General features: G+C 65.2%; 19 protein-coding genes and 3 pseudogenes. 6 read left to right on the forward strand and 16 right to left on the reverse strand.

Annotated elements, in window-relative coordinates; all coding sequences use genetic code 11:
* Nucleotides 1-64: 64 nt before the first annotated feature.
* The 4 genes from mobF to ACSQ9A_RS16265 all read right to left on the reverse strand — a co-directional run bounded on the left by mobF (nt 65) and on the right by ACSQ9A_RS16265 (nt 6,116).
* Nucleotides 65-3,055: a MobF family relaxase gene (gene mobF, locus ACSQ9A_RS16250; protein WP_436304369.1), complete on the reverse strand. Its 2,991-nt coding sequence runs from the start codon at nt 3,053-3,055 to the stop codon at nt 65-67.
* 17 nt (nt 3,056-3,072) lie between these two features.
* Nucleotides 3,073-4,704: a type IV secretion system DNA-binding domain-containing protein gene (locus tag ACSQ9A_RS16255; RefSeq protein ID WP_436304370.1), complete on the reverse strand. Its 1,632-nt coding sequence runs from the start codon at nt 4,702-4,704 to the stop codon at nt 3,073-3,075.
* The gene (locus tag ACSQ9A_RS16260) at nt 4,704-5,057 is read right to left on the reverse strand and encodes a hypothetical protein (protein ID WP_436304371.1); all 354 of its coding nucleotides are present in this window, start codon (nt 5,055-5,057) and stop codon (nt 4,704-4,706) included. The genes ACSQ9A_RS16255 and ACSQ9A_RS16260 overlap by 1 nt, the downstream gene beginning before the upstream one ends.
* 510 nt (nt 5,058-5,567) lie before the next feature.
* On the reverse strand, nt 5,568-6,116 hold the full coding sequence (locus tag ACSQ9A_RS16265) for a helix-turn-helix domain-containing protein (RefSeq protein ID WP_436292852.1): 549 nt from the start codon (nt 6,114-6,116) through the stop codon (nt 5,568-5,570).
* Between the two features lie 332 nt (nt 6,117-6,448).
* On the opposite strand from ACSQ9A_RS16265, the gene ACSQ9A_RS16270 reads away from it, so the two are divergent.
* From ACSQ9A_RS16270 to ACSQ9A_RS16285, 4 genes are all read left to right on the forward strand, one after another.
* The gene (locus tag ACSQ9A_RS16270) at nt 6,449-6,724 is read left to right on the forward strand and encodes a helix-turn-helix domain-containing protein (RefSeq protein WP_436304372.1); all 276 of its coding nucleotides are present in this window, start codon (nt 6,449-6,451) and stop codon (nt 6,722-6,724) included.
* Nucleotides 6,725-6,803: 79 nt separating this feature from the next.
* Nucleotides 6,804-6,950: a hypothetical protein gene (locus tag ACSQ9A_RS16275; protein ID WP_436304373.1), complete on the forward strand. Its 147-nt coding sequence runs from the start codon at nt 6,804-6,806 to the stop codon at nt 6,948-6,950.
* Nucleotides 6,951-7,391: 441 nt separating this feature from the next.
* Entirely contained in the window at nt 7,392-9,524 is a 2,133-nt protein-coding gene (pabB, locus tag ACSQ9A_RS16280) for an aminodeoxychorismate synthase component I (protein WP_436304374.1), read from the forward strand.
* Complete coding sequence (locus ACSQ9A_RS16285; protein WP_436304375.1) at nt 9,517-10,386, forward strand: DMT family transporter; 870 nt, start codon at nt 9,517-9,519, stop codon at nt 10,384-10,386. Before pabB ends, ACSQ9A_RS16285 begins: the two co-directional genes overlap by 8 nt.
* Before the next feature lie 586 nt (nt 10,387-10,972).
* Here the strand turns inward: ACSQ9A_RS16285 and ACSQ9A_RS16290 are convergent.
* The 5 genes and pseudogenes from ACSQ9A_RS16290 to ACSQ9A_RS16310 all read right to left on the reverse strand — a co-directional run.
* Nucleotides 10,973-11,272, reverse strand: a pseudogene (locus tag ACSQ9A_RS16290) (transposase); the annotation flags it as partial.
* A 106-nt stretch (nt 11,273-11,378) separates the two neighbouring features.
* Nucleotides 11,379-12,179: a transporter substrate-binding domain-containing protein gene (locus tag ACSQ9A_RS16295; RefSeq protein ID WP_436304376.1), complete on the reverse strand. Its 801-nt coding sequence runs from the start codon at nt 12,177-12,179 to the stop codon at nt 11,379-11,381.
* A gap of 34 nt (nt 12,180-12,213) precedes the next feature.
* Entirely contained in the window at nt 12,214-13,098 is an 885-nt protein-coding gene (locus tag ACSQ9A_RS16300; RefSeq protein ID WP_436304377.1) for a Bug family tripartite tricarboxylate transporter substrate binding protein, read from the reverse strand.
* A gap of 106 nt (nt 13,099-13,204) precedes the next feature.
* Nucleotides 13,205-13,987, reverse strand: coding sequence for an aldolase (locus tag ACSQ9A_RS16305; protein ID WP_436304378.1), 783 nt, complete (start codon nt 13,985-13,987; stop codon nt 13,205-13,207).
* Between the two features lie 175 nt (nt 13,988-14,162).
* Complete coding sequence (locus ACSQ9A_RS16310) at nt 14,163-15,044, reverse strand: LysR family transcriptional regulator (RefSeq protein WP_436304379.1); 882 nt, start codon at nt 15,042-15,044, stop codon at nt 14,163-14,165.
* 2 nt (nt 15,045-15,046) lie between these two features.
* Between ACSQ9A_RS16310 and ACSQ9A_RS16315 the strand changes: the two are divergent.
* Nucleotides 15,047-15,196 (forward strand): annotated as a pseudogene (locus ACSQ9A_RS16315) (IS256 family transposase); the annotation flags it as partial.
* A 76-nt stretch (nt 15,197-15,272) separates the two neighbouring features.
* On the opposite strand, the gene ACSQ9A_RS16320 reads toward ACSQ9A_RS16315, so the two are convergent.
* The 6 genes and pseudogenes from ACSQ9A_RS16320 to ACSQ9A_RS16345 all read right to left on the reverse strand — a co-directional run bounded on the left by ACSQ9A_RS16320 (nt 15,273) and on the right by ACSQ9A_RS16345 (nt 19,755).
* The gene (locus ACSQ9A_RS16320; RefSeq protein ID WP_436304380.1) at nt 15,273-16,361 is read right to left on the reverse strand and encodes a cyanophycinase; all 1,089 of its coding nucleotides are present in this window, start codon (nt 16,359-16,361) and stop codon (nt 15,273-15,275) included.
* An 84-nt stretch (nt 16,362-16,445) separates the two neighbouring features.
* Nucleotides 16,446-16,803 (reverse strand): annotated as a pseudogene (locus ACSQ9A_RS16325) (transposase); the annotation flags it as partial.
* A gap of 175 nt (nt 16,804-16,978) precedes the next feature.
* A complete protein-coding gene (locus tag ACSQ9A_RS16330; RefSeq protein ID WP_436304381.1) occupies nt 16,979-17,626 on the reverse strand; it encodes a hypothetical protein in 648 nt (215 codons plus the stop codon).
* Nucleotides 17,627-17,651: 25 nt separating this feature from the next.
* Entirely contained in the window at nt 17,652-18,200 is a 549-nt protein-coding gene (locus tag ACSQ9A_RS16335; protein ID WP_436306306.1) for a helix-turn-helix domain-containing protein, read from the reverse strand.
* Between the two features lie 233 nt (nt 18,201-18,433).
* Nucleotides 18,434-18,808 carry a chorismate mutase gene (locus ACSQ9A_RS16340; protein WP_436304382.1) on the reverse strand — a complete coding sequence of 125 codons (375 nt, stop codon included), beginning with the start codon at nt 18,806-18,808 and terminating at the stop codon, nt 18,434-18,436.
* Nucleotides 18,805-19,755 carry a Bug family tripartite tricarboxylate transporter substrate binding protein gene (locus ACSQ9A_RS16345; protein ID WP_436306307.1) on the reverse strand — a complete coding sequence of 317 codons (951 nt, stop codon included), beginning with the start codon at nt 19,753-19,755 and terminating at the stop codon, nt 18,805-18,807. The genes ACSQ9A_RS16340 and ACSQ9A_RS16345 overlap by 4 nt, the downstream gene beginning before the upstream one ends.
* 306 nt (nt 19,756-20,061) lie before the next feature.
* Here ACSQ9A_RS16345 and ACSQ9A_RS16350 point away from each other — a divergent pair, with 306 nt between their 5' ends.
* Nucleotides 20,062-20,685, forward strand: coding sequence for an acyl-homoserine-lactone synthase (locus ACSQ9A_RS16350; protein WP_436304383.1), 624 nt, complete (start codon nt 20,062-20,064; stop codon nt 20,683-20,685).
* Nucleotides 20,686-20,691: 6 nt separating this feature from the next.
* On the opposite strand, the gene ACSQ9A_RS16355 is transcribed toward ACSQ9A_RS16350, so the two are convergent.
* A complete protein-coding gene (locus tag ACSQ9A_RS16355) occupies nt 20,692-21,399 on the reverse strand; it encodes an autoinducer binding domain-containing protein (RefSeq protein ID WP_436304384.1) in 708 nt (235 codons plus the stop codon).
* Nucleotides 21,400-21,405: the final 6 nt, after the last annotated feature.

Below are 21,405 nucleotides of genomic sequence, written 5' to 3' on the forward strand. Positions count from 1 at the left end.
CGAACGGGCAGTGCACGAGGGTCCCGCCGGGACCGACACCGCGTGGCGACCAGCTACGGCCACCTCACCTCTGGTGAGCGACCCCGAGCGCCGCCGCTGCCGGCCGTGCAGGCGGCGGGCGCATCCTGACCTGAGCGGCAAGCTTGAGCCTGGCGGCACGGTCTATCCTGGTTTTCAGGACCATCTGCTCGTTGCGCGCATCGCGCAATTCCAGTGCCGCGAACTTCTTCGGCTCCCGGCTCATTGCCGCGGCGAGCGTCGACGCGTCGTCGGTGAACAGCGTGATGTCGTTGCGCGGCCGCGAGATGGCCACGTAGAACACCGCCCGGTTGCTGGTCAGGCTTTTCGTGTTGGCGTCGACCAGCACCCGGTTCCTGGTGAGACCCTGCGCAGAGTGGATCGTGCTGGCATAGCCGTGCTGCAGGTGCATGGGCCGCCGGCGATCGATCCTGATGCCCAGGCGACCGCCTTTGAGCGTCACATGCGTCGCATCGACGGCCGCCACCTGGTAGCGCTCGCCATTGCAGATGCCCAGGGCCTTGTCATTCGCGCTCACACGCACCCAGTCGCCCGGCGCCAGATCCACGTTCTCCTTCTCGTACAAGCGCAGCATGGACTGCCGACCGGGGTTGAAGGCGAAGCGCCGGCCCCCTTCCCGCTCCACGGTGAGCAGGTTGCGCCGGATGTCGTGGCTCACGACGCTGAGCTGCTCGCCCTTGACGAGATCGCTGCCGTAGCTGCGCTGCGGCACGACGATCTGGCCGGCCTCGTAGCTCTGCGCTGACTTGAGTTCGGCGCGCGTCATGTCGACGTTGTTCAAGACTCCCACCTTTTCACCGTTCGGAAGTGACAGCCCCTCGCGCACCAGCGCATTGATCGCCCGGCGTGCCTCGTTGGTCCCGGCGACGATCAGGGTTTCGAGTCGCTCGGACGCCGGGAGCTGCACATAGGCCTGCGCAATGCGCATATAGCGCCGGGCGTCCTGCTTGACCTCCACTACCGTGTGCTGGAGCACCGACACGGCGGCGGGAACCTCGCTGTTCGCCGCGTGGACCACCGCCGCACGAATCGCCTCGTTCTTCTGGCGCTTGATCTCGGTCAGGTAGGCCCTGGTCATGCCGGCGTCCTGCAGCTGCTCGAAAGGCTTGCCGGCCTCCACCGCGTGGGTCTGCTTGCGATCGCCCGCCAGGATCAGCCGCGCATCGTGCTTCTCGACGATGGCCATGAGCTTTTCGAGCTGGTGCGCCGGCACGACGCCAGCTTCGTCCAGCAGCACGATCGAACGGCGATCGAGCGCTCGATGCTGACTGGTTCGGGCAAGGAAGGAGGCGAGCGTCTGCGACTCCATACCCAGCGCAGCCAGCGCCTGGTTCTGCGACGCGTAGGGCGCCAGCCCGATCACCCGGTAGCCGAGCTTGCCCGACAGCTTGCCGGTCTCGGCCTTGATCCCTTCGACGGCCTTGCGCAGCATGTGGCTCTTGCCGGTCCCTGCCAGGCCCTGGATGCCGACGAAGCGATCGCGCGCGGTCAGCACCATCGACACCGCATCACGCTGGCCGGCATTCAGGTCGCTCGATGCCAGCATGCCGGCCGCCGCCTCAGCAGATGCCACGGCGGGCACGGCGCCGCGCCCGGCTTTCTCGATGGCCAGGATGCGGATCTCGCTGCGGCGGGCTTCGGGCGTCGTGAAGCGCGGCTCGGCCGAGACGAGCGCACCACGCCGGATGGCCGCGTCGACGCTGGCCTGCGCCTGCTGCTGGGCCTGGCCGCGCACCGCCATCGTCAGGGCGATCCATGAAGAGCGGGTCAGCTTCTCCGAGTCGTCATGTCCCTTGAAGCGGCCCGCGCGAGGATCCTTCAGCAGCTCCGAGGCGCTGATGTTCAGCGAGCGCGCCGTCTGGTACAGCGGCAGCTCGGGCAGCAGACGCCCATCCGATTGCGCCGAGTTCAGCGCCGCTTCGACCGCAGTGGTGCTGGTGCGCGTTGCGGCGCGGCCATAGGCCACCTCGAGCAGTTCGCCCCGGGTGAAGATGCCCTGCCGCTCCGCCAGGTGCGCGATCGCGAAATCGATCGCGTCATTGGCTGCTGTCGCGCTGGCCCCCTTGCCGGTCAGCTTCTCGACGATGGCGTCGCCCAGCTTGCCGACTCTTCGCTGGATCGTCTGCCCGAGCCCACTCTGGACATCCAGCTCGATGCCGGCCTCGCGTGCGGTCTGCAGCCAGTGCGCGCGCAGCCAGGCACGGTCGCTCTCGGTCTTCTTGCGGCGCGTGGCCAGCGTGACGATCTGTTTCTGGGCGGTGGTGGCGCTTTCCCGATCCTGACCGCGTGCCGCGAGCAGCCGCTCGATCTCCTGGCTACGCTGACTGAAAAGCCGGATAGCCGGATCGGAAATGTGCGCCAGCTCCCAGCCGCCCTTTCGGGTCTCGCGCAACTCGAAACCCAGCGCCCTCAGCTCGGCCGCCAGCGTCGCTCGGTAGAAGGCGCCCACCACCTTCACGTTCCTGAGCATGTCCTCGTTCGAGAGGGCCCGCCATTCGCCATCCGAACGGCGTGTCAGGTTCATGACGATGGCATGCGTGTGCAGTTGCGGATCCTGCGCGCGCGACAGCTCATGGCGGAACGTCGCCGTCACGAGCTTGCCGGTGCGCTCCCGATACGACAGGCCGGCTTGCTTTTTGCGGGTGGCAGCGAACTCCTGCAGCAGGTCGAGACTCTTTTTCACGGCCGCGTCGTGCGCGTCGATGATCCGCGGGTCACCCTTCACGAGCGCCTGGATGCTGACCGATTTGGGCGCACTGAAGGTGAAGTCGATGCCCTTGCGGTCCTTGCTGCCCTTGGTCTGGCTGAGTCGGACGCGCTTCCCGTTGGGCAACTGGCCGTCGAGCAGGTTCTGGAAGGTCTCGCGATCGACGGCGTGGATGCCGTCCAGCCCGAGATCGATCACCCCCTGACCGATCCAGTCGCCGCGATGGCCCTCCTTGCCGCAGTAGTCGTCGGAGGTTTCGAGGTAGTGGGCTGCGCCGGAGGCGCTGGTCACGAACTTGAAGGACAGCATCCGCCGGCGCTCCAGCGTCAGGCACTGGCCGCGGCGGCCACTGCTGCGGGCGTGGCGGGCGCAGCATCGGCCGCGGCTGAGAACAGCAGGTTTTCTTCCTGTGGCCGATCATGAAAGCCGTCCGCCATGACCATCGGCGCCGCAACCACCAGGCGTGGCTTGTACCTCATGGTCACGCGTGCGATGGGATAGTTGCCCGCCAGCTTCAGGTAGCCCGTGAGATTGGGGAGCAGGTGGAACTCGGCCGGCGACACCAGGCGCTCGGTGTCCTGGCGATGCGAAAGGGTGCCCTTCCCGCCTGCACTGCCGACCGACACGCTGGGCGCCCGGCGCAGCACGGTATGTTCGCCGAGCCCGCGAGAGAACTCCTCGGCGGTGTAGGTGTCGAGTTCGCCGATGCCGCACAGGAAGGCGCTTCGAAAGCAGTTGCGCAACGTCAGCGCGTCGTCCCTGCCGTAGATGTCGTTGAGTTGCGCCAGCGACTGCACCCCCGGCATGATGCGCAGGCCCTTCTTCCGTCCCTTGGTCGCGGCGTCGATGATGTAGTTCAGCTTCTCCAGTGAGTCGAGTTCGTCGCAGACCAGGTGCATGCGCCGGTCCGGATCCTCCGGCATCGACAGCACGCTGGCGCAGGTCACGTCCACCCAGCAAGAGATCAATGGCTTCAACGCCTGCAGCATGTCCTCACGCCAGGTGATCCACAGGCCTCCCCGGCCCGCGTCGAGCCAATCCCGGAACGAGAAGTCGCCCGAGGGCAGGTACTTGTGCGGCGTGATGTACTGGGTCAGCACGGTCCGGATGCTGGCCAGGGTGTCCGGCGCTCCGTGGAAGCAGCCGGCGGCCGGCGTTCCCGCCAGCAGCGCCTTGAGGTCGTCATTGCTGGCCGTCGTGAGCCAGTAGACCAGGCGCTCCGTGGTGCCCGCTCCCTGCCGCAGCAACACCGTCAGGGTCTCGCTCACGATCGTGCGGCCCATGCTGTTCCACGTCTCCTGCTCCGTGGACGGGCTGCGCGGGATCAGGCTGATCGCGTACTGCTCGCAGTCGAAGCTGGTCCGGATCTCGTTGAAGATGCTCCAGCCCTGGCTGCGCTTGTCGAACGGATTCAGGATCGCGTCGCCAGCGGCGTAGAAGTAGCGCATGGATGCGCCGTCGGGATCGACACAGATGATGCGGTCCTGACGCGCCACCGCGCTTTCGATGTAGTCGCTGATGCACACACTCTTGCCCGTGCCGGTCGAACCGCCCACGAAGAACTGGGTGTTCTCCACTTCCGCAGGAATGGGAATCCCGGCAAAACGCAGTTGCCCCCTGCCCTTCCTGGTCTGCGCGGCGAGCAGCGTCTGGCTCACCATCCTGGGCCCCCTCAGTCTCGTCACGAAGGCCGCGCCGCCGAAGTGATTGACGTAGCGATTCGCACAGACGGCGAAGACCAGCACGCCGAGAATCAGGCCCGCGATCGGCCCGATCCAGAGCGCTGGAATGCCGGGCGTCTCCTTGGCCGCATACCAGAGACCCCGTGCAAACATCGATGCGGGTAGCCGGTAGTAGAGCGCGACGCCAGCGACCCAGCCCGCCAGGATGGCGGCGAACACACCGAGCGCGAGCAAGGATCGCAGGGCGTTGTCGGGGCTGCGATGGCTGACGAACATCACCTGCCCTTCAGGAAGCCTTCGATCGCCGTGACGTCCAGCACCTGGTCAGCCTGGGCACGGATGCTTTCACTGACCGACTTGCGAACCATGACGTACAGGCCGCAGAGGATGCCCAGCAGCAAGTCCGGATCGGTCTTTCCACCATCGCTATCGCGCAGCCGCTCGACCTCGGCGCCGATGCGTTCGAGCTCGGATCGAATCTCCTGGAGCACGCCGACGTTGAGCGTGAGGGCGTCGAAGTAGACCTGCTTGATGTGCGAGCTCAGGCCGGCGATGCCCGAGGCCGCATGGGCACGCTGCAGCACCTCGGCCTCTTCAGCGTTGAACTTGATGGACACGATGCTCGGCATGGTCCTACCCCTTCAAGCAGCATTCATGCGGCTTTCGGACCCCGAGGTCATACCTCGGAGAGTCCAGGCCGTACCCAGTTCAACCCCTTGGCGACGGAAGTGAAATGGCGCAAATGGCGAAGGTCGATCATCTGCGTCTCCCCCGTGGGTCTTTTCATGTTGACTTTCGCCTCGACTGATCATTCATTGGACGTCTTGCTCCTGCCGTCGCGTACCAACGCAACATATTGATCGCCCCTCGAAGAGCCTATCCGAGCGCGTGCCTTCGCTCACCCACCAGTTCTGGGAGTTGACTGTTCCGCGGCCCCCGTGCCACTCTGTCCGTGGTCGCGCCGTTCCGGCCCGCAATCGTGGTTTAGGCGCTGCTGCTCGAACGCCGCAATGCCGGTTTCATAGTTCTTCTGCAAGCGTCACTTGCCCATCGCCATGGCCGCCGCCGCTGGCTGAGGGCTGGAGGGCTGGAGGGCTGGAGGGCTGAGACTGGGGTTATGGCTGGGACTGCGTTGCGGTCTAGTCGCGCAACGAAAAGACGATCGCCAGATAGCTCACCGGCGCTTCGATGATCGCCTCGACCCCGTGCAGCGCGCTCGCGTCAAACAGCAGCGCGTCGCCACGGCCGAGCTTGAGCAGCTTGCCGCCGTAGCGGTAGTTCACGCTCCCGGACATCAGGTACAGGAACTTCAGGCCCGGATGCTGGAAGCTGGTGTAAGGCCGCGCCTGAGGCTGCAGCGTGACCAGATAGGGCTCCACGAACAAGTTGCCCGACAGCAGGTGGCCCAACAGCTCGTAGCGGTAGTCCGCCACGGCGCCGATGCGCTCGACCATGATCCCGTGGCCTGCCGGCACGAAGGACAGGTCCGTGCGGCTTCTCTGGTCGGAGAAGAAGCGGGAAAGCGGAACATCGAGCCCCTGGGCGATGCGGTTGAGCGTCTCCACCGATGGGGACACCAGGCCGCGCTCGACACGCGAGAGCAGCGAGCTGGAGATGCCGCAGCGGCGGGCGAGTTCACCGCCAGAGGCGCCGCAGGCGACGCGCAGGGCCTTGATCTGCTCGCCCAGGCGCGAGGTGGACTCGCTGCGGGCAGGCGTTGCGGGACGGCCGCGCGGGTGCGACAGCGCAACGGGTATCTTGGGCTTTCTTGCCGTCGGGAACGGCGAAGCAGTGAGCAATTTTCTCATGGCATGTCTTTCTGACCGAGATGCGGAGCGTCCTCATCCCTGCCCTCGTGCACCTCTGCTGATCCACATTCCGCGCTCATGGCATCGACAATCCCTCTTCATGTGAATTCCTTCCCGGACTGGAGGGCGCGAATGTCGTTCTCGAATGGTAACTATATCCCGTCCAATCTTATACCGTGGAGCTTAATGCCATTTAAATTGACCATCCATGAATGGTCAAACCCACCTCAACCGGCAAGCAGAAAGTGCCCGAGCTGCTGCTTTTTGGGGAGGCTGTTCGTCGCCGCCGGAAGAAACTTGGCTATTCGCAAGAGGCGTTCGGTGACGCATGCGGGATCGACCGCAGCTATATGGGCGGTATCGAACGTGGCGAACACAACCTCGCCCTGATCAACATACTGAAAATCATCACTGCGCTCGGCATTCAGCCATCGGAATTTTTCAAGGACCTAGATCAGCACAGGAAGAGAACAGGCAAGGCACCGTAGTGGGCTGAAGTCGCTGGGCCGGGGGCTCAGCTGAAGAGGTCAAGACCGGGCCGCGGCCCCGCCAGCGCTTTGGTTGACCGTGGAAAGACTGGCCGCAGTGCTCGACGTGCCGGTGGCCTACTTCTACGCGGTTGACGACGACACGGCCGCCATGCTACTTGCCTTTCACGCGCTCACGCCCGAAAGGCGCATCAAGGCGCTGGAGATCATCACCCGGATGCAGTGAGCCAGGTCACCGCCTTGACTCCTTCTCAAGAAGAACTGACCTTTGCGTATTTCAGATACGCGAAAGTTAGATCCGGGCCACGGTTCCCCACCCCAACATACGCAGAGACTGGCAAACCGTCGGTTCCTGAGCCGTAGCTCCCGCAGCGCCTGAGGAGGGGCGCACGGTCTATCGCGTGCATCGTGTGCGCTGCGGCTCGTCTTCGAACTGACCGGCGCCAAGTACGCCCCATGGTTGGAAGCTCTCCGGACATAGAAGCGGACCTTCGCACCGACATTCACAGAGTCATCCGGACAAGAATCCTGTGAGCAGGAGCGATCTGCGCGCCCAAGTGGTACCAGGTGCTCAACCTTCAAGCATGCCTACCTGTTCTGGTAGTTGGCACAACTCTGCGCGTCGTCAACGATGGATCCGCACGCCTAAAGTGCAAAGGGATCCACGATGCGCACACTGCTGATCGACAACTACGATTCGTTCACCCACAACCTCTACCAGTACCTCGCCGCGACCAACGCGCAGCCGCCGCGCGTCATCACGAACGATGAAATGTCGTGGCCCCAGATCGCCGAACTCGAGTTCGACAACATCGTCATCTCGCCGGGGCCCGGAAGACCGCAACGCCCTTCGGACCTGGGGGTCTCGGCCGACGTGCTCCGGCACGCCAGGGTACCGGTACTGGGTGTCTGCCTCGGGCACCAGGCCATGGCCCACTTCTGCGGTGCGAACGTGGCCCGCGCCATACGGCCGATGCATGGACGCCTCGACCGCGTCCGCCACTCCGGAAGCGGCTTGTTCCGGGGAATCCCGGAACAGTTCGATGCAGTCCGATACCACTCGCTGGCAGTGACCGGGCTGCCCGAGCAGCTCGAGCCGCTGGCGTGGACCTTCGACGGCACCCTGATGGCCCTGCGGCATACGTCGAAACCCTGGTGGGGCGTGCAGTTCCATCCGGAATCGATCTGCACCGAGTACGGGGCGCGCCTGCTGCGCAACTTCAGGGAACTCACCGAGCAGTGGCAAGCCCGCGCAGTTGCCGTCCACGGCCCCTCGGCATCGCCCAGGTGGCCTCAACTTGGACACGGCATGCCGCTGCAGCAGGACGACACGCTGATCATTCGCGCGCGATGCCTTGAAAGCTATCCAGACGCCGAAGCGCTATTCCGCCACCGCTTCGCCGGCAGCGCGGCCGCCTTCTGGCTGGACAGCAGCGACGCGGACGGCCAGAACGCGCGCTATTCGTACATGGGCGATGCGGGCGGACCGGACGCGCAGGTGATCACCTACCGGTCGCGTGACAGGCAGATCGATATCCACCACGAAGCGCACATCGAAACGCGCATCCAGAGCATCTTCGATTTCCTCAAGCAGGAAACCAACGTTGTGCCGCCTGGCGGAGCGTCATTGCCCTTCGACTTTGCCGGCGGCTACGTGGGCTATTTCGGCTACGAGCTCAAGGGCGAACTGGGCGGCAACCACGCCCACGACGCGTCCACGCCGGACGCGCTGTGGATGCGGGTTCGTCGCTTTGTCGCTATCGATCACGGCGAGCAACAGACCTGGATCGTCTGCGTCGATCGTGAACCGCATTCCCTGGCCAGCGAGGCCTGGATGAATGAAATGCAAAGGACCCTCTCCAATCCGGTGCCATCGGACGCTGCACCACCTGACGGCGCTTCCCGAATTGCGGACGCGCTCGCATGGCGCATCGATCTGCCCGACTACCGACGCCGCATCGCGAGATGCCAGGAGAACATCCTCGATGGCGAGACCTACGAAGTCTGCCTGACCAACCAGCTGGAGGGCGCCGGCCAGATCGACGCCCTGGACGTCTATTGCACGCTGCGCAAGCGCAATCCGGCGCCTTACGCCGCCTTCCTGAAAACGCCCGGCCTGGCGGTCCTGTGCGCCTCGCCCGAACTGTTCCTGAACATCGAGCCGGACGGCACGGTCGAGTCCAGGCCGATCAAAGGCACCGCGCGCCGCGGCGCGACGCCGCAGGAGGACGCCGCCATCGCGGCAACCCTCGCCAGCGACGAAAAAAGCCGCGCCGAGAACCTCATGATCGTCGACCTCCTGCGCAATGATCTCAACCGGGTCTGCAAGGTTGGCAGCGTGCACGTGCCGCGCCTGTTCCAGATCGAGACCTTCGCGACGGTCCACCAGCTGGTCAGCACCATCCGGGGCCAGTTGCGGTACGACGTGAGTGCGATCGACTGCGTCCACGCCGCCTTCCCCGGCGGCTCCATGACCGGGGCGCCCAAGATCCGGACGATGAGGATCCTCGACGAGATCGAAGGGTCGCCACGGGGCATCTACTCCGGCAGCATCGGCTTTCTGTCGCTGAACGGCAGCGCGAAGCTCAACATCGTGATCCGCACCATCGTGAGTGCGAACGGCCGCGTCTCGATCGGCTCCGGCGGCGCCATCATCGCAATGTCCGATCCGGACGCCGAAGTCGAGGAGATCGTCCTGAAGGCGCGGGCCCAGCAGGATGTGCTGCAAGAGGCCGGCGCGCCGGGCACGCGCGCTTCTCGCAGTGCCGGGGATCCAACGCCGCACGACAGCAATGGCTGACCCTTCCGCCAATCGCCGCGGCGTCTTCCTGATGCTCGGGGCGATGGCGTGCTACGTGCTCAACGACGCCTGCCTGAAATTCACGCTGGCGCACCACCCGCATGGGCAGGTGCTGGCCGTCCGCGGCCTGTTTGCCACGGCGATGGTCCTGGTGCTCGCCCGTCGCGCCGGCATGCTGCCGCGATGGCGGCAACTGCTGCAGCCGATGGTCGCCGTCCGATCGGTGCTGGAGGTGGCGACCGCCATGGCCTCCGTCGCCGCTCTCTCGCTGACTCCGCTATCCATCGTCACGGCCATCATGATGGTGTCGCCCTTGCTGATTGCCGTGTGCGCGATGGCGCTCGGATGGGAGGCGCCGCAAGCCGGTCGCATCTTCGCGACAGTGACCGGTTTGGCCGGCGTGCTGCTGATCGCCAGACCCTTCTCGCAGGCGAGCGTGGCGAACTGGGGCATCGTGTTCTCTCTCGCCTGCGCTGCCGGCCTGGCGGCAAGGGACCTGGCCACGCGCGCCATGCCCTCGGGTGTTCCTTCGGTCCTCATCACCCTCGCGGCGACGGTGGCCTCGTGCGCTGGCGGTTTCGCGCTCGGCCTGCGGGAGACCTGGCAACCGCTGCAGCCCGCGCAAACGCTGGGTCTCGCGCTGGCCGCCCTGTGCGCGGCGCTGGGTAACTACGCGCTGATCGCCGCCTGCCGCGACGTCGATCTCTCGGTCGTCGCGCCATTTCGCTACAGCATCCTGCTCTGGGCGCTTCTGATGGGCTACCTCGGGTGGGACGAGACGCCCGATGCGGCGTCGGGCATCGGCATCGTGCTGATCAGTGCCGGCGGCCTCCTGGCGCTACGCGGCAGTCGTTCCCGCTGAGTGGCCCGCCTCCGCCTTTCGGCCGCGTTGACACGGTCCTGGTGCTCGTGAGTGATGGTGGCCACGTCGATGTGACAGCCAGTTGCTTCGCGGATGTCGGTGGTTATCTCAAGGGCCGTGGGCCTCGGCGAACTTCGGCGATCTGGGCTTGTGGGGCCGTCAGAGCCAGCTTCAACGAGCGCTCTAGACTGTTTGCAGTCGCCCGGGGGCGCCGACTTGGCGGTCCGCTAGAGACTGATTGGAGTCGTTCGCGCGGTCACGATCGAGCTGCTGTCCTCGACCCGGAGCGGTGTGCCATCTCCGTCCAAAGCAGTCGTTCGCCTCCCGCACGCCGCGACGCAAGTCGTCGGTCGTCAGTCAACCCATTTCGCACTCCGTCTACCTTAACGCTGCCTCGCGAGAACTGGAGGTGGACCCGCAAAGTAGAGTTCATCAGCGCCACCACTGTCGATGAGCTCAACGCGGCACCGACGCTTGCGCCATCCTGGTGGTGAGCGATGCGATGGAAAGGGGCAGATGCCGAACGGCTGGCACCCTTGTTGTAGGGGTGTGTCGGGAGCTGGTTCCGGCCTTCAGCCACGACGCCGGTGGGCGTGAAGTGCATGACGAACCGTGGGTGCTTGGCCAGCCACGCCTGCACGGCCGGGTGGGCATGCGTGCCGTAGTTGTCCACGATCAGGTGCAGCGTCAGATGCTTGGCTGGCTTGCGGTCGATGAGCCGCAGGAACTTCAGCCACTCTTCGTGCCGATGCCTGGGCTCGCACATCGAGATCACGGTGCCGTCCAGCGTGTTCAGCGCCGCGAACAGCGCGGTCGTGCCGTGGCGCTTGTAGTCGTGCGTGCGGGTGCCGGCGCGCCCGGCCTTCATCGGCAGGCCTGGTTGCGTGCATCGATCTTCCCGGCAACTCGCATCGCTCCAGCCTCCTGGGCGCTTCGAGTATGCCGAGAGAAATACGTTCCATGACTTCGAGCGCACTACACTCTAGAGAGCGTTACTGCGTCGTGGTCACAAGGGCGCCGCGCATTCCGACCCTCTCGATCGCCGCCTTGACCAGCCCCTCGGACTTCGCGCTCTCGACAAATTTGCGCGCGTAAGCCACACCGAGGTCCCGTCCCTTCGGCATCGCCATAGCGTGCGGATCGATACCAGGCCGACCGTCGAGAACCCGAGAACCGGGCAACTGATTCGACAATTCGAACAGGATTGGCTTGATGCTGCCCATGACGTCCGCTCTCCCGGTTTTCAGCAGATCCAATGTGGCAGGGTTGCTTGATGCCCGGACCACCACAACATTTTTCAGTAGGGGGGAGAAGAAGACATCCGGGCCGGACCTCTCCTGCAGGGCAACTCGAATTCCGGGGCGATCCACATCGGCCATCGTTGAGATGGAAGAACCGGCTGGGACGAGGTAGCCGAATTCGACTTCCAGGTGCGTCTTGGCGAAATCGAAATCCTTCGCGCGCCCAAGGGTAAACCCAATGAAGGTGACGTCCCAAGCGCCGGACTTTCCGCTGTCGAGGAGGGCGGGGATTGATGGGTACAGGACCGGATCAAACGGAACCCCCATGCGCCGGGCCAACTCCTTTCCGAGGTCGAATCCGATCCCTTTCATCTCACCCGACGCGGGATCCTTGATCACGTGTGTGGGACTGTCAAGCAAGAGCCCAACGCGAAGCTTGCCGGTTGGAGCCAAAGCCTGTCGCGCTTCCGCTGTGGGGGCGGTACTGATGCCCGCACAGCCCGTCAGCAGCAGTCCAAGTATTGCAGTCATCAGCCAAGGAGTCGTGCGCATTGCGTTCTCCTTTGGAGTTGGACTTTCCTGTCTTTTACTTGTCGACCTTGATGTTCGCCTGCTCCGCGATCATGCGATATTTGTCGATTTCCGCCCTTTGAAAGGACGCGAGCTCCGATGGCGAATTGCCGATGGCCTCGCTGCCCTGCTCCGACATGCGCGCCTTGTAGTCGGGCGACTGCACGATGCGCGTGATTTCCGCGCTCAGCTTGTCGAGCACGTCCTTCGGCGTCGCGGCCGGCGCCCACACGGCGTTCCACTGGCTGATGTCGAATCCGGGCAGCGTTTCGGCGAGCGCTGGCACGTCCGGCAACAGCGGCACCCGCTTTTGCGTCGTCACCGCCAGGGCGCGCAACTTGCCGCTCTTCACATGCTGCATCGCCGGCAGCAGCGTGGCAAAACCGCTTGGTGAATGCCCGCCGAGCAAATCGTTGATCAACGGGCCGGAGCCCTTGTACGGCACGTGCACGATGTCGATCATGGTCTGCATCTTCAGCCACTCGCCGGCGAAGTGGTGGGGGGTACCGGAGCCGACCGAACCGAACGTCATCGATCCGGGCTTCGCCCTTGCGATCGCGATGTATTCCTTCAACGATGTGATGGGCACCGACGAATGCACGACGAGCGCCATGGGGGTCACCGTCGCCAGCGTGATCGGCGCGAAATCCCTGACCGGGTCGTACGGCATCTTCGGGAAGAGCGCAACATTGAGCGCGACTTCCGCCGAGGCGCTGACCAAGAGGGTATAGCCGTCGGGCGGCGCCTTGGCGACCATGTCCGCGCCTATCATGCCGCTCGCCCCGCCGTGGTTCTCGATGACGACCGGCTGGCCCCAGCGTTCGCTGAGCATCTGGGCGATTGGCCGCGCGGTGATGTCGGCGCCGCCGCCCGGCGGGTACGGCACGATGATGCGAATCATCTTGTTCGGGTAGGTCTGCGCCGACGCCGTCGCGGCTGCAAGCGCGAGCAGTGCCGCGCAAATTCGGTGCATTGAAGGGTGTGTCATATCGTCTCCCTTGGTTGCGTCAGCTCAGGCAGTCCGGCGTCTCGCGCAGCACGCGCCGCGCGAGGTAATTGAACGTCGCAGCGATGTACTTGGGACTGCCCCGATAGCTACGCGCCTCGCGTGCGAGTTCCGGCTTCACCCGCTTGATAGGCCCCACCGCTCGCGCCATAAGTTGCAGCTTCGCCGCGCGCTCGACGTAGAACGCAAGCACCGCCGCGTCCTCGATGGTCGTCGCCGCAGTCAGCAGGCCGTGGTGCGCGAGCAGCACCGCCTGCTTGTCGCCCAGCGCGGTCGAGATCATCTCGCCCTCCTCGTCGCCGATCGGCACGCCCGGCCACTCGGGGAGATAAGCGCAGTTCTCGTAGAGCACGCAGGTGTCCATGTGCGACACGATGAGTTCCTCCGCGATCATCGACAGCGCCGAAGCGTGCGGCGGATGGGTGTGCACGATCGCGTTGGTCTCGGCACGGGCGCGATAGATCCAAAGATGGAATCGATTCGCGGGGTTGGCCATGCCCTCGCCAGCGAGGACGTTCAAGTCGTCGTCGATCAGCAGGATGTTGCTCTCGCGCGCCTCGTCGAAGCCCAGCCCGAAGCGGAGCGTCCAGTAGGTGCCGGGCTTCTCCCCGCGCGCCGAAACCTGGCCCGCGAGCGCGGACTCGTGCCCATCGCGATCGAGGATGCGGCACGCGAGCGCGACCTTCTGTTGCAGCGTCCAGCCGGTCACCTGCACGAACTTGTCCAGATCGGCCCGGAACTTCGCGTCGTACTCGGATTTCGGCCGGGATACCATGTTGTTCACTGGGGATTCCTTTCTCTCTCAGCGAAGGCGACGACTGCCAAGGCCGCCAAAACACCGATGATGAGGGGGAGCATTGCTGCACTCCCGGTTGATGGCTATACGTCCAAGCTTGGACGCGCCCGGCTTCATTCGCAACTGACCTTTCGGAACGCCGGCCGTCGCGGGCCGCGATGGCTCAACCCGCAGCGAGATGCGCGAGGAGTTCCTCGATCGCAGGGGCGGCGGCCGGGCGCGGGGCGCACACCAGGTAGAGTTGCATGCACGCCCAATCGTCGGTGAGCGGCAGCGCGCGCACCTGCAGGAGATCCTCGTACGGCAGAATGTTTGGCGCGGGCATCACCGCGATACCGAGACCCGCCCGCACCATCGCGCGCATCGCCTCGTAACTCTGGACCTGCATGGTGAACTTCGGCTTGCGCGCCATGCGGGCTGCCGCTGCCAGCGCCCAGCCGCGGAGTGCGGTGCCTTGCACCAGCGTGATGAGATCGAACTCGAGCGCTTCCGCGAAAGAGATCGCCCCGCGGCTGGCAAGCGGATGCGAAACCGGCATGACCAGCATGAGAGGAATGCTGCGATAAGGAACGACGCGCATCCGGTCGATGGGCTGAAAGTGGCCGATGATGCCGACGTCGGCACTCCCTTGCGCGACCTCCTCAATGATCTGCAGACTCCGGCCTTCTTCAAGACGAATCTTCACCGCGGGCCGCTGCGCGATGTAGCTCGCGAGATCCGCGGCCACGACGACAACCGCGGTCTGATTCCCCAACATCCGCAAATCGGGCTGATCGTCTGCAGCAAGGGTGCTGAGCGCATCGGGTATTCGGTCGAGCGTCTTGATGACCTCGCGCGCCTGGCGGGCGAGCGCTTCGCCCGCAGCGGTCGGGACGACTCCCGCGTGCTGGCGTACGAGTAGCGCGACTCCGAGCCCGGCCTCGAGGTCACCGATGCGTTTGCTCGCCGCCGAAGCGACGATGTGCTCGTGCTCTGCGGCTTTTGCGATGCTGCCGTGCTCGATCGCGCTGACGAAGAGCTTTAGCGTGGTGAGGTCGAATCGCACGGATGGATCGTAAGGCAAACAAGACCGCCTTGAGGGTTTCGCACCGCAACAACCGTGCTGCCGTGACGCGCTGGATGGCCAGCCACGGCCAGGCGCTGCTGCCGATGCTGGAGCTGTTGGAGAACGCGCAGGCCAGCGTGGACGAACTCATCCAGATCAGCGACCAGATGGCAGCGGCTGGGCAGCTCTGAACGACCGGCCCGGGGCGGCTGCCAAGGCATCGGCCCATCAGTAGATCCCGCCCCCCGGCTGCGAAGAGATCAGCACGCCGGCTTCGGCTGACAGGTCGTAGCGCGTCGTCGCGCCGCCTGCGCCGGTCCAGTTCTTGACGTGGAACGACCCCGCGCCCGACAGCCGCTCGACCAGCACGTTGCGAAAGGTCAGCGGCTGCCGCGGCTCGCACACCGTCGGCGCGATCGACGGCCGCAGGAAGTACACCGATCCGCCGAGGTCGACGCCTTGCGCGTCGCGGTCGGCCAACCGGGTCGCGACGCCCTTGTCGATCGCCACCGCGGTCGATGGATCGACCCCGATGCCGCGCGCCGCATCGACGCCGATCCAGCCGTCGCTGGGGTTGGTGAGGCGCGCCAGGAAGGCGAGCAGCCGCCCCATGCGGTCGCGCTCGTCGAAATGCGAGTCGGTGATGACGCCGGTCATCGCGGCGGCGGTCAGGAACTCGCGGTCGAGCGTCATGCGGCGGTTGTAGGGGTTGGCCAATGCGTTGGCCGAGGTGACCGTGCCTTTCAGTGCGGCGAAGTCGAACTGCCCCAGCACCGCCAGCCCGGCGCTGGTGCCGCCGATCGGCACGTTGCGGCGGACCAGGTCCCGGATCGCGTCGTCGAGCGCGGTGCCCTTCCAGAACTCGATGTAGTCGCTCTGGTCGCCGCCTGCGATGAACAAGGCTTCGGCCTTGCGCACCCGGTCGACCACGAAGGGGTCGTTGGCCGCTTCGACCGAAGGGATCACGAGCGACTCGACCGAATCGACGCCCCCCATTACGTAGACGTATTGGTTGTAGCCGTCGGCGCCGGTCGCGCGGATAACGACGAAGTCGCCGCCGCCGGCCTTGTCGATCATCCAGCGGAACGCCGCGTCGACGTCGGGGCCACCACCCATCAGCAGCGTCGACGGCGAGCGCGGCGGCTGCGACGAGGCCGCATCGGCCGGATTGCCGGTGAGGTAGTAGTCGTAAGACGTCTTGGCCTTCGGCGCAGCCGACGCGACCAGCGCAGCGCCGAGCGCCGCAATGCCCAATGCCAGCCGCGCCAGCAGGCGCAGGAACGGCCGAGGGCCGCGTGCAGGGTTCGCCGCGTGCATCTTCAACTCCTCCTCGACGCCACGACAGGCGCCCGGAATCTTGTTCGAGGGCCTGCGGGCTTGTCAATGGGCACCGACACTGTCCGCGGCGCGATAGCTCACGCCGAGCTGCCTGGTCAGTTCCAGCGCCGACACGTTGTTCTTGGCCTGCGTGAGCAGTTGCTTCGCCAGGAACCAGCGCGTCAGGGGCAGCTTGGTGGCCTCGAAGACGGTGCCGCTGGTCACGCTGCACTGGTACTGGCAGCCGGCGCACTGCCAGTACAGCCGGCCCTCGCGGCGCAACGAGGTGCGCGACTGCATCACGCCGCAAACCGGGCAGACGAACCCGCCGGGCCAGCGGGGCAGCGACCAGCGCCTGCTCGCATTGCTGCTCGGTCCCGTAGCGGTCCATGAACTCCGGCAACGACAGCCCCTTCTGGAACTGCACTCGGTTCATCGGCATGGCGCATCTCCTGGTTGGATGCCGCCCATCCTCGGCCCTCACTGGCTCACAGCGTGAACCTGCTGAGCTTGCTCGCTAGTCAGCAACCGCCTTGTTGCACTTGGTGGTGAGAACCAGATAGGTTCCAGCGGACTGCCTACGGCAGCCGCTGAACTCAAACGTTGAACGACCGCTTCTATGAGGACTGGTTTGTCAAGGCATGACGGTCATGGCGGGACCTGTTCGTAGCATCCGATCGAAGTGCCGGCGGGCTGTCCGTCCACACTACAGCTTTGCCCCTATCCACGGCCGCTGTCCCGAACACCACCCACGCATCGCAGATGGCACCGGCGTCCTCCAGGACCTGGAATCTCCCTGGGTACTCTTCGAGCAGCGAAGAGAACGCAATGCCGGCCTCGTACTCCTTCGCCAGCAGGCCCTCGCCCACGGCCGTGACCGTAGGTTCAAGCACGGCCTCCGACCACCGGGACAGGTCGGCATATTCTCGCGTGGCGGGCTGTAGCCCTACGCGGCGCGGCAACTGCCCAGCGTCGTGATCCTGCGCCATTAGTAGCGACATGGGCCTGCTGCGCGAGATGAACGCGTCGACCACGAACACCTGCCGCCGGAAAGCCCCGGTGATCTCAGCCGTCGACGGGTGCGCGGCGCACTGCAACATGAAGTCCGCGCGACCATCGATCAACATCCGGGCACCTTGGTGGAAGTCATCGACAAGCTCGATGCGAATGCGCTCAAGGTCCAGCAGGCCGTGCGCCCTCAGATAGCGCCGCAGCACGAAATCATGGTTGCTGTTCGGCGGACCCAGGGTGACGAAGGTGGACATGAATTTGAAGCGGTGCTGCGGCAGTCTAGTTGCGAAGGGTCAGGACGATCGCCAGGTAGCATGCCGGTGCCTCGATGATTGCGTCGACGCCATGGAGCGCGCTCGCCTCGAAGAGCAAGGCGTCGCCCTGGCCAAGTTCGAGCAGCCTGGTGCCGTACCGGTAGCGCACGCGCCCGGACATCATGTACAGGAACTTCAAGCCAGCGTGTTGAGTACCGGGGTGCGGCTGCGCGTCCGGCAGCAGCGTGACGAAATGAGGCTCCACGAGCAGATTGCCTGACAGCACGTGGCCCAGCAACGCGTGGCGGCAGTCCGTCCCGGCGCCGAGGCGCTCGATGACGATGCCCTGGCCGGCCGGCACGAACGACATGTCCGGGTGGCTCCCCGGCTCGCAGAAGAAGCGCGAGAGCGGAATGTCCAGCCCGTGGGCGATGCGATCCAGCGTTTCGACAGATGGAGACACCAGGCCACGCTCAACGCGAGAGAGCATCGAACGGGAGATGCCGCAGTTGCGTGCGAGCTCTCCCCCCGAGGCACCGGAGGCAACGCGCAGCGCCCTGATCTGCTCGCCCAGTCGCGCGGCAGACTTGCTGCGGGTGGACGCGGGGATGCCGCGCTGGGGTGGCAGTGCAATTGGTACGCTTGTTTTTCTCGTCGTCGGGAGCGGCGACGCCGGGGACTTTCTTCTCATGGCATCTGCCTCCACTGCAGCGTGGCCCTCACCTGGCGCCGGCCAAGACACACGACACCTGCCACTCGAATGGTCGAATACGAGTCCGGAGACAAGACGGTGGCGCTCAACCCACCTCAGCTCTGCTTCACGGCAACAACGATGCCTTGGTCCGGATCGCTGCCGTCGGACTGAATGATGGCGTCTTCGAGCCGACATGCCTCCTCGATGGTGAGCTCGTAGAGCTGCCGCAGGAACTCCCCGTTGAGCCCGTGCTGCTCGGCGAACAACGATGCGCGCTGCTGGACGACCCCGATACGTCCAGGCTGCATCATGGGTATCCCGGTGTGCTTCTTGTGGAGTCCGATCTGGCGGCAACACGCGAGGCGGTCGCGAATGGCGGCCAGCAGCATGTTGTCGATCCGATCGAGTTCGGCGCGCAGCGATGCGAGGACCTCGTTGGGATCACCGGTGGACTGGGACGCAGTCGTGGGTGGAGCCGAGTCGTTCATTCCGCCCTCACACCCTGCGCCACGATGATGCCGCTCAAGAGGTCCGTGTCCGATTTGATTCGGCTGGCCAAGCCTTCGGCTGTCGTGCCAACGGCCTGGTAGCCCTGCTGGAACAGCTTCTGCCTTACCTCGGGAGATCGCGTGATCTCGCTGAGCAGCGCCGACAGCCGGGCAATGATGGGTTTGGGCAGCGTGGCCGGCGCGGCCGCGGCGGTCCAGATCTCGATCTGGAAACCGTGGATACCCGCCTCTTCGAGGCTCGGGAATTCCGGCACCAGCGCACTGCGGGTCGCCGAGGTCACGCCGATGGCGCGCAGCTTGCCGGCATGAACCTGAGCCGCGCCCAGGCCAGGCGGAAGCAGTGCGAGCTGGATGTCGCGTCCGATCAGTCCGTTGATGACCTGCGGGTTGCCCTGGTAGGGCACGTGGATCGGCGCGATGCCCGAACGGGTCTTGAGCAGTTCCATGGCCAGATGACCCACCGTGCCGATGCCTGGCGTGCCGTAGCTCCAGCGGTTGCCTGCAGTGCGCGCAGCGGCGAAGAAGTCGCGCGCGTCCCGCCCCGGCGCATCGACGGGCGCCGTCAGCAGCAGCGGCGCGGTGCAGATCAGGCTGATGGGGGCGAGGTCCGTGAGCGGATCGTAGGGAGTGGAAGGCGTCACCAGCTTGGCAATCGTCATGTTGCCGTTGATCAGCATGCCGATCGTGTGCAGGTCCGTGGCCTTGGCCACCAGGTTGGCGGCAATGTTCCCGCTCGCGCCAGGGTGGTTCTCCACAATCACGGGCTGCCCCAGCGCTCGGGACAGCGGCTCGGCCAGCGTTCGGGCGACCAGGTCCGGCGAAGACCCGCCACCGAAGCCCACGATGATGCGCAAGGGCTTGGTCGGCCACTTGTCGCGAACAGGCTCCGGCTTGGCGGCAGTTTGCGCGCCGGAGCCGGTGGCCATCGCAACAAGAACAAAGGCAGCCAGCGTGCTGCGCAAGATGCTGAGGAGAGAAAGAGTCGCTCGCAAGGAAGGCTACCTGGGTTGATTGGGTGCGCCGATCATTTCCCGCATTGAGTGCGCTTTCAACGCTTGCATGCGACGCAAGGGTGGGCCGCCGTACGTCCCTCCCGGGAGCCTTGCATCCCGCGCAAATCGGGTGCGGTACCGGTCAAACCCGCCGCCGGTTGGCAACCTACCAGATCACGTAGTTTCGAACGTCGGCGCGCTCCGCTGGAATGGCCTCATGACATTCAACGGGATCAGAAAGTGGAAATTCTGGCGGGCACGCCCATCAGCTTAGGCGCCGAACTGATGGCCCGGATGGCGCGCTACCGGCACAAAGTCTTTGTCGAGCGCCTGGGCTGGCCGCTACCTTCGCCCGAAGGAATGGAATACGACCAGTTCGATCGGCCCGACACCCTTTATCTGGTAGCGCTGCGCGACGCTATCACGCTGGTTGGCACGGCACGGCTGCTGCCGACCGAACGGCCGTACCTGCTCGGCGAGGTCTTTCCCGAGCTGATGGGGGACGCGGAAGTCCCGCGATCTCCGGACATCTGGGAGTTGTCGAGATTCGCTGCGGTGGATCTCGATTCGATCGATCCGCACGCAGATGGTCGATACTCGTCGCCATTGGCGGTGGCTTTGCTGCGGGCCGCAATGTCGGCGGCCGCCGGCGCCGGGGTGGGCCGACTCATCACGGTTTCTCCACTCGGGATCGAACGTCTTCTGCGGCGATATCGCATCAGTGCAAGCCGCGCGGCAGCGCCGCGGCTCGTCGGCGAACAGCAGGTCTTTGCCTGCTGGATATACACCGACATCCCGGGCAGCGGGAGGCGAGCGTTGCACTCTCAACAGTCGGACGCCAGTTCGACCAAGAGGGACGCATAGGTGAATTCAGTGAAACAAGCGCACGGCCAGGCGTGCAACAGCGGCGGTCTTGTTCGCGGTCCCGAGCTTCACGAGCACGTTATTGACGTGGAAGTTGACCGTGTCGACCGAGATGCCAAGGATGTCCCCGACCTCGAGGGAAGTCTTTCCGTCTGCCGTCCACTGCATGACCTCCCTCTCGCGCCGGGTCAAGCGAGGAGGCTCGCCAGACGCGATGGCCGTGAGCGCGGAAGAAAGCGCTATCTGCGCGACGTTTACCAGCCAACGCAGAGGCAGGTCCTTCGCGCGGAGCTCCTTCTCCGTCAGCCGTTCGTGTGATCTCGACAAGGACAGCAACCCCACCGAACCGTCCGCGTCGAAGCACGATTGCGCCCAGCCGACGCACAGGCCAAAGGATCTCGCTTCGGCCCATAGCGCCGGCGTCTCGCAGAAGAGCGCATCGGACCACACGATTGGCGTCAGGCTCCTGGTTGCGTGAAGCACCGTGGGATCGACCGCAAGGTAGCCGGCCTCCTCGTAGCGACGACGCCAACGCGGGTCATAGTCGTTCAGCAGGAATATTCTTGGCCGCGTAAAAGGCGAGGGCCGTCGCAAGCCGTATGCGCAGCGCTCAAAGCCAAGACTCCTGGCGCTTTTGCAGATTTGGGCGAACAGGTCGTCCACGCCATGCGCGCGACTGATGCCCGTAACAAGATCTTCCGTCCATGCCTTCATGACAGC

The organism is Variovorax sp. LjRoot290 (genome assembly GCF_964253985.1).
Classification (GTDB): Bacteria; Pseudomonadota; Gammaproteobacteria; order Burkholderiales; family Burkholderiaceae_C; genus Variovorax.

What these genes read in the sequence shown, in the direction of transcription:
- mobF (WP_436304369.1), bottom strand. Translation starts at nt 3,055, where the DNA reads ATGCTGTCCTTCAAGTTCGTGACCAGCGCCTCCGGCGCAGCCCACTAC.
- ACSQ9A_RS16255 (WP_436304370.1), bottom strand. Translation starts at nt 4,704, where the DNA reads ATGTTCGTCAGCCATCGCAGCCCCGACAACGCCCTGCGATCCTTGCTC.
- ACSQ9A_RS16260 (WP_436304371.1), bottom strand. Translation starts at nt 5,057, where the DNA reads ATGCCGAGCATCGTGTCCATCAAGTTCAACGCTGAAGAGGCCGAGGTG.
- ACSQ9A_RS16270 (WP_436304372.1), top strand. Translation starts at nt 6,449, where the DNA reads ATGGTCAAACCCACCTCAACCGGCAAGCAGAAAGTGCCCGAGCTGCTG.
- pabB (WP_436304374.1), top strand. Translation starts at nt 7,392, where the DNA reads ATGCGCACACTGCTGATCGACAACTACGATTCGTTCACCCACAACCTC.
- ACSQ9A_RS16285 (WP_436304375.1), top strand. Translation starts at nt 9,517, where the DNA reads ATGGCTGACCCTTCCGCCAATCGCCGCGGCGTCTTCCTGATGCTCGGG.
- ACSQ9A_RS16295 (WP_436304376.1), bottom strand. Translation starts at nt 12,179, where the DNA reads ATGCGCACGACTCCTTGGCTGATGACTGCAATACTTGGACTGCTGCTG.
- ACSQ9A_RS16300 (WP_436304377.1), bottom strand. Translation starts at nt 13,098, where the DNA reads ATGATTCGCATCATCGTGCCGTACCCGCCGGGCGGCGGCGCCGACATC.
- ACSQ9A_RS16320 (WP_436304380.1), bottom strand. Translation starts at nt 16,361, where the DNA reads ATGCACGCGGCGAACCCTGCACGCGGCCCTCGGCCGTTCCTGCGCCTG.
- ACSQ9A_RS16330 (WP_436304381.1), bottom strand. Translation starts at nt 17,626, where the DNA reads ATGTCCACCTTCGTCACCCTGGGTCCGCCGAACAGCAACCATGATTTC.
- ACSQ9A_RS16340 (WP_436304382.1), bottom strand. Translation starts at nt 18,808, where the DNA reads ATGAACGACTCGGCTCCACCCACGACTGCGTCCCAGTCCACCGGTGAT.
- ACSQ9A_RS16345 (WP_436306307.1), bottom strand. Translation starts at nt 19,755, where the DNA reads ATGGCCACCGGCTCCGGCGCGCAAACTGCCGCCAAGCCGGAGCCTGTT.
- ACSQ9A_RS16355 (WP_436304384.1), bottom strand. Translation starts at nt 21,399, where the DNA reads ATGAAGGCATGGACGGAAGATCTTGTTACGGGCATCAGTCGCGCGCAT.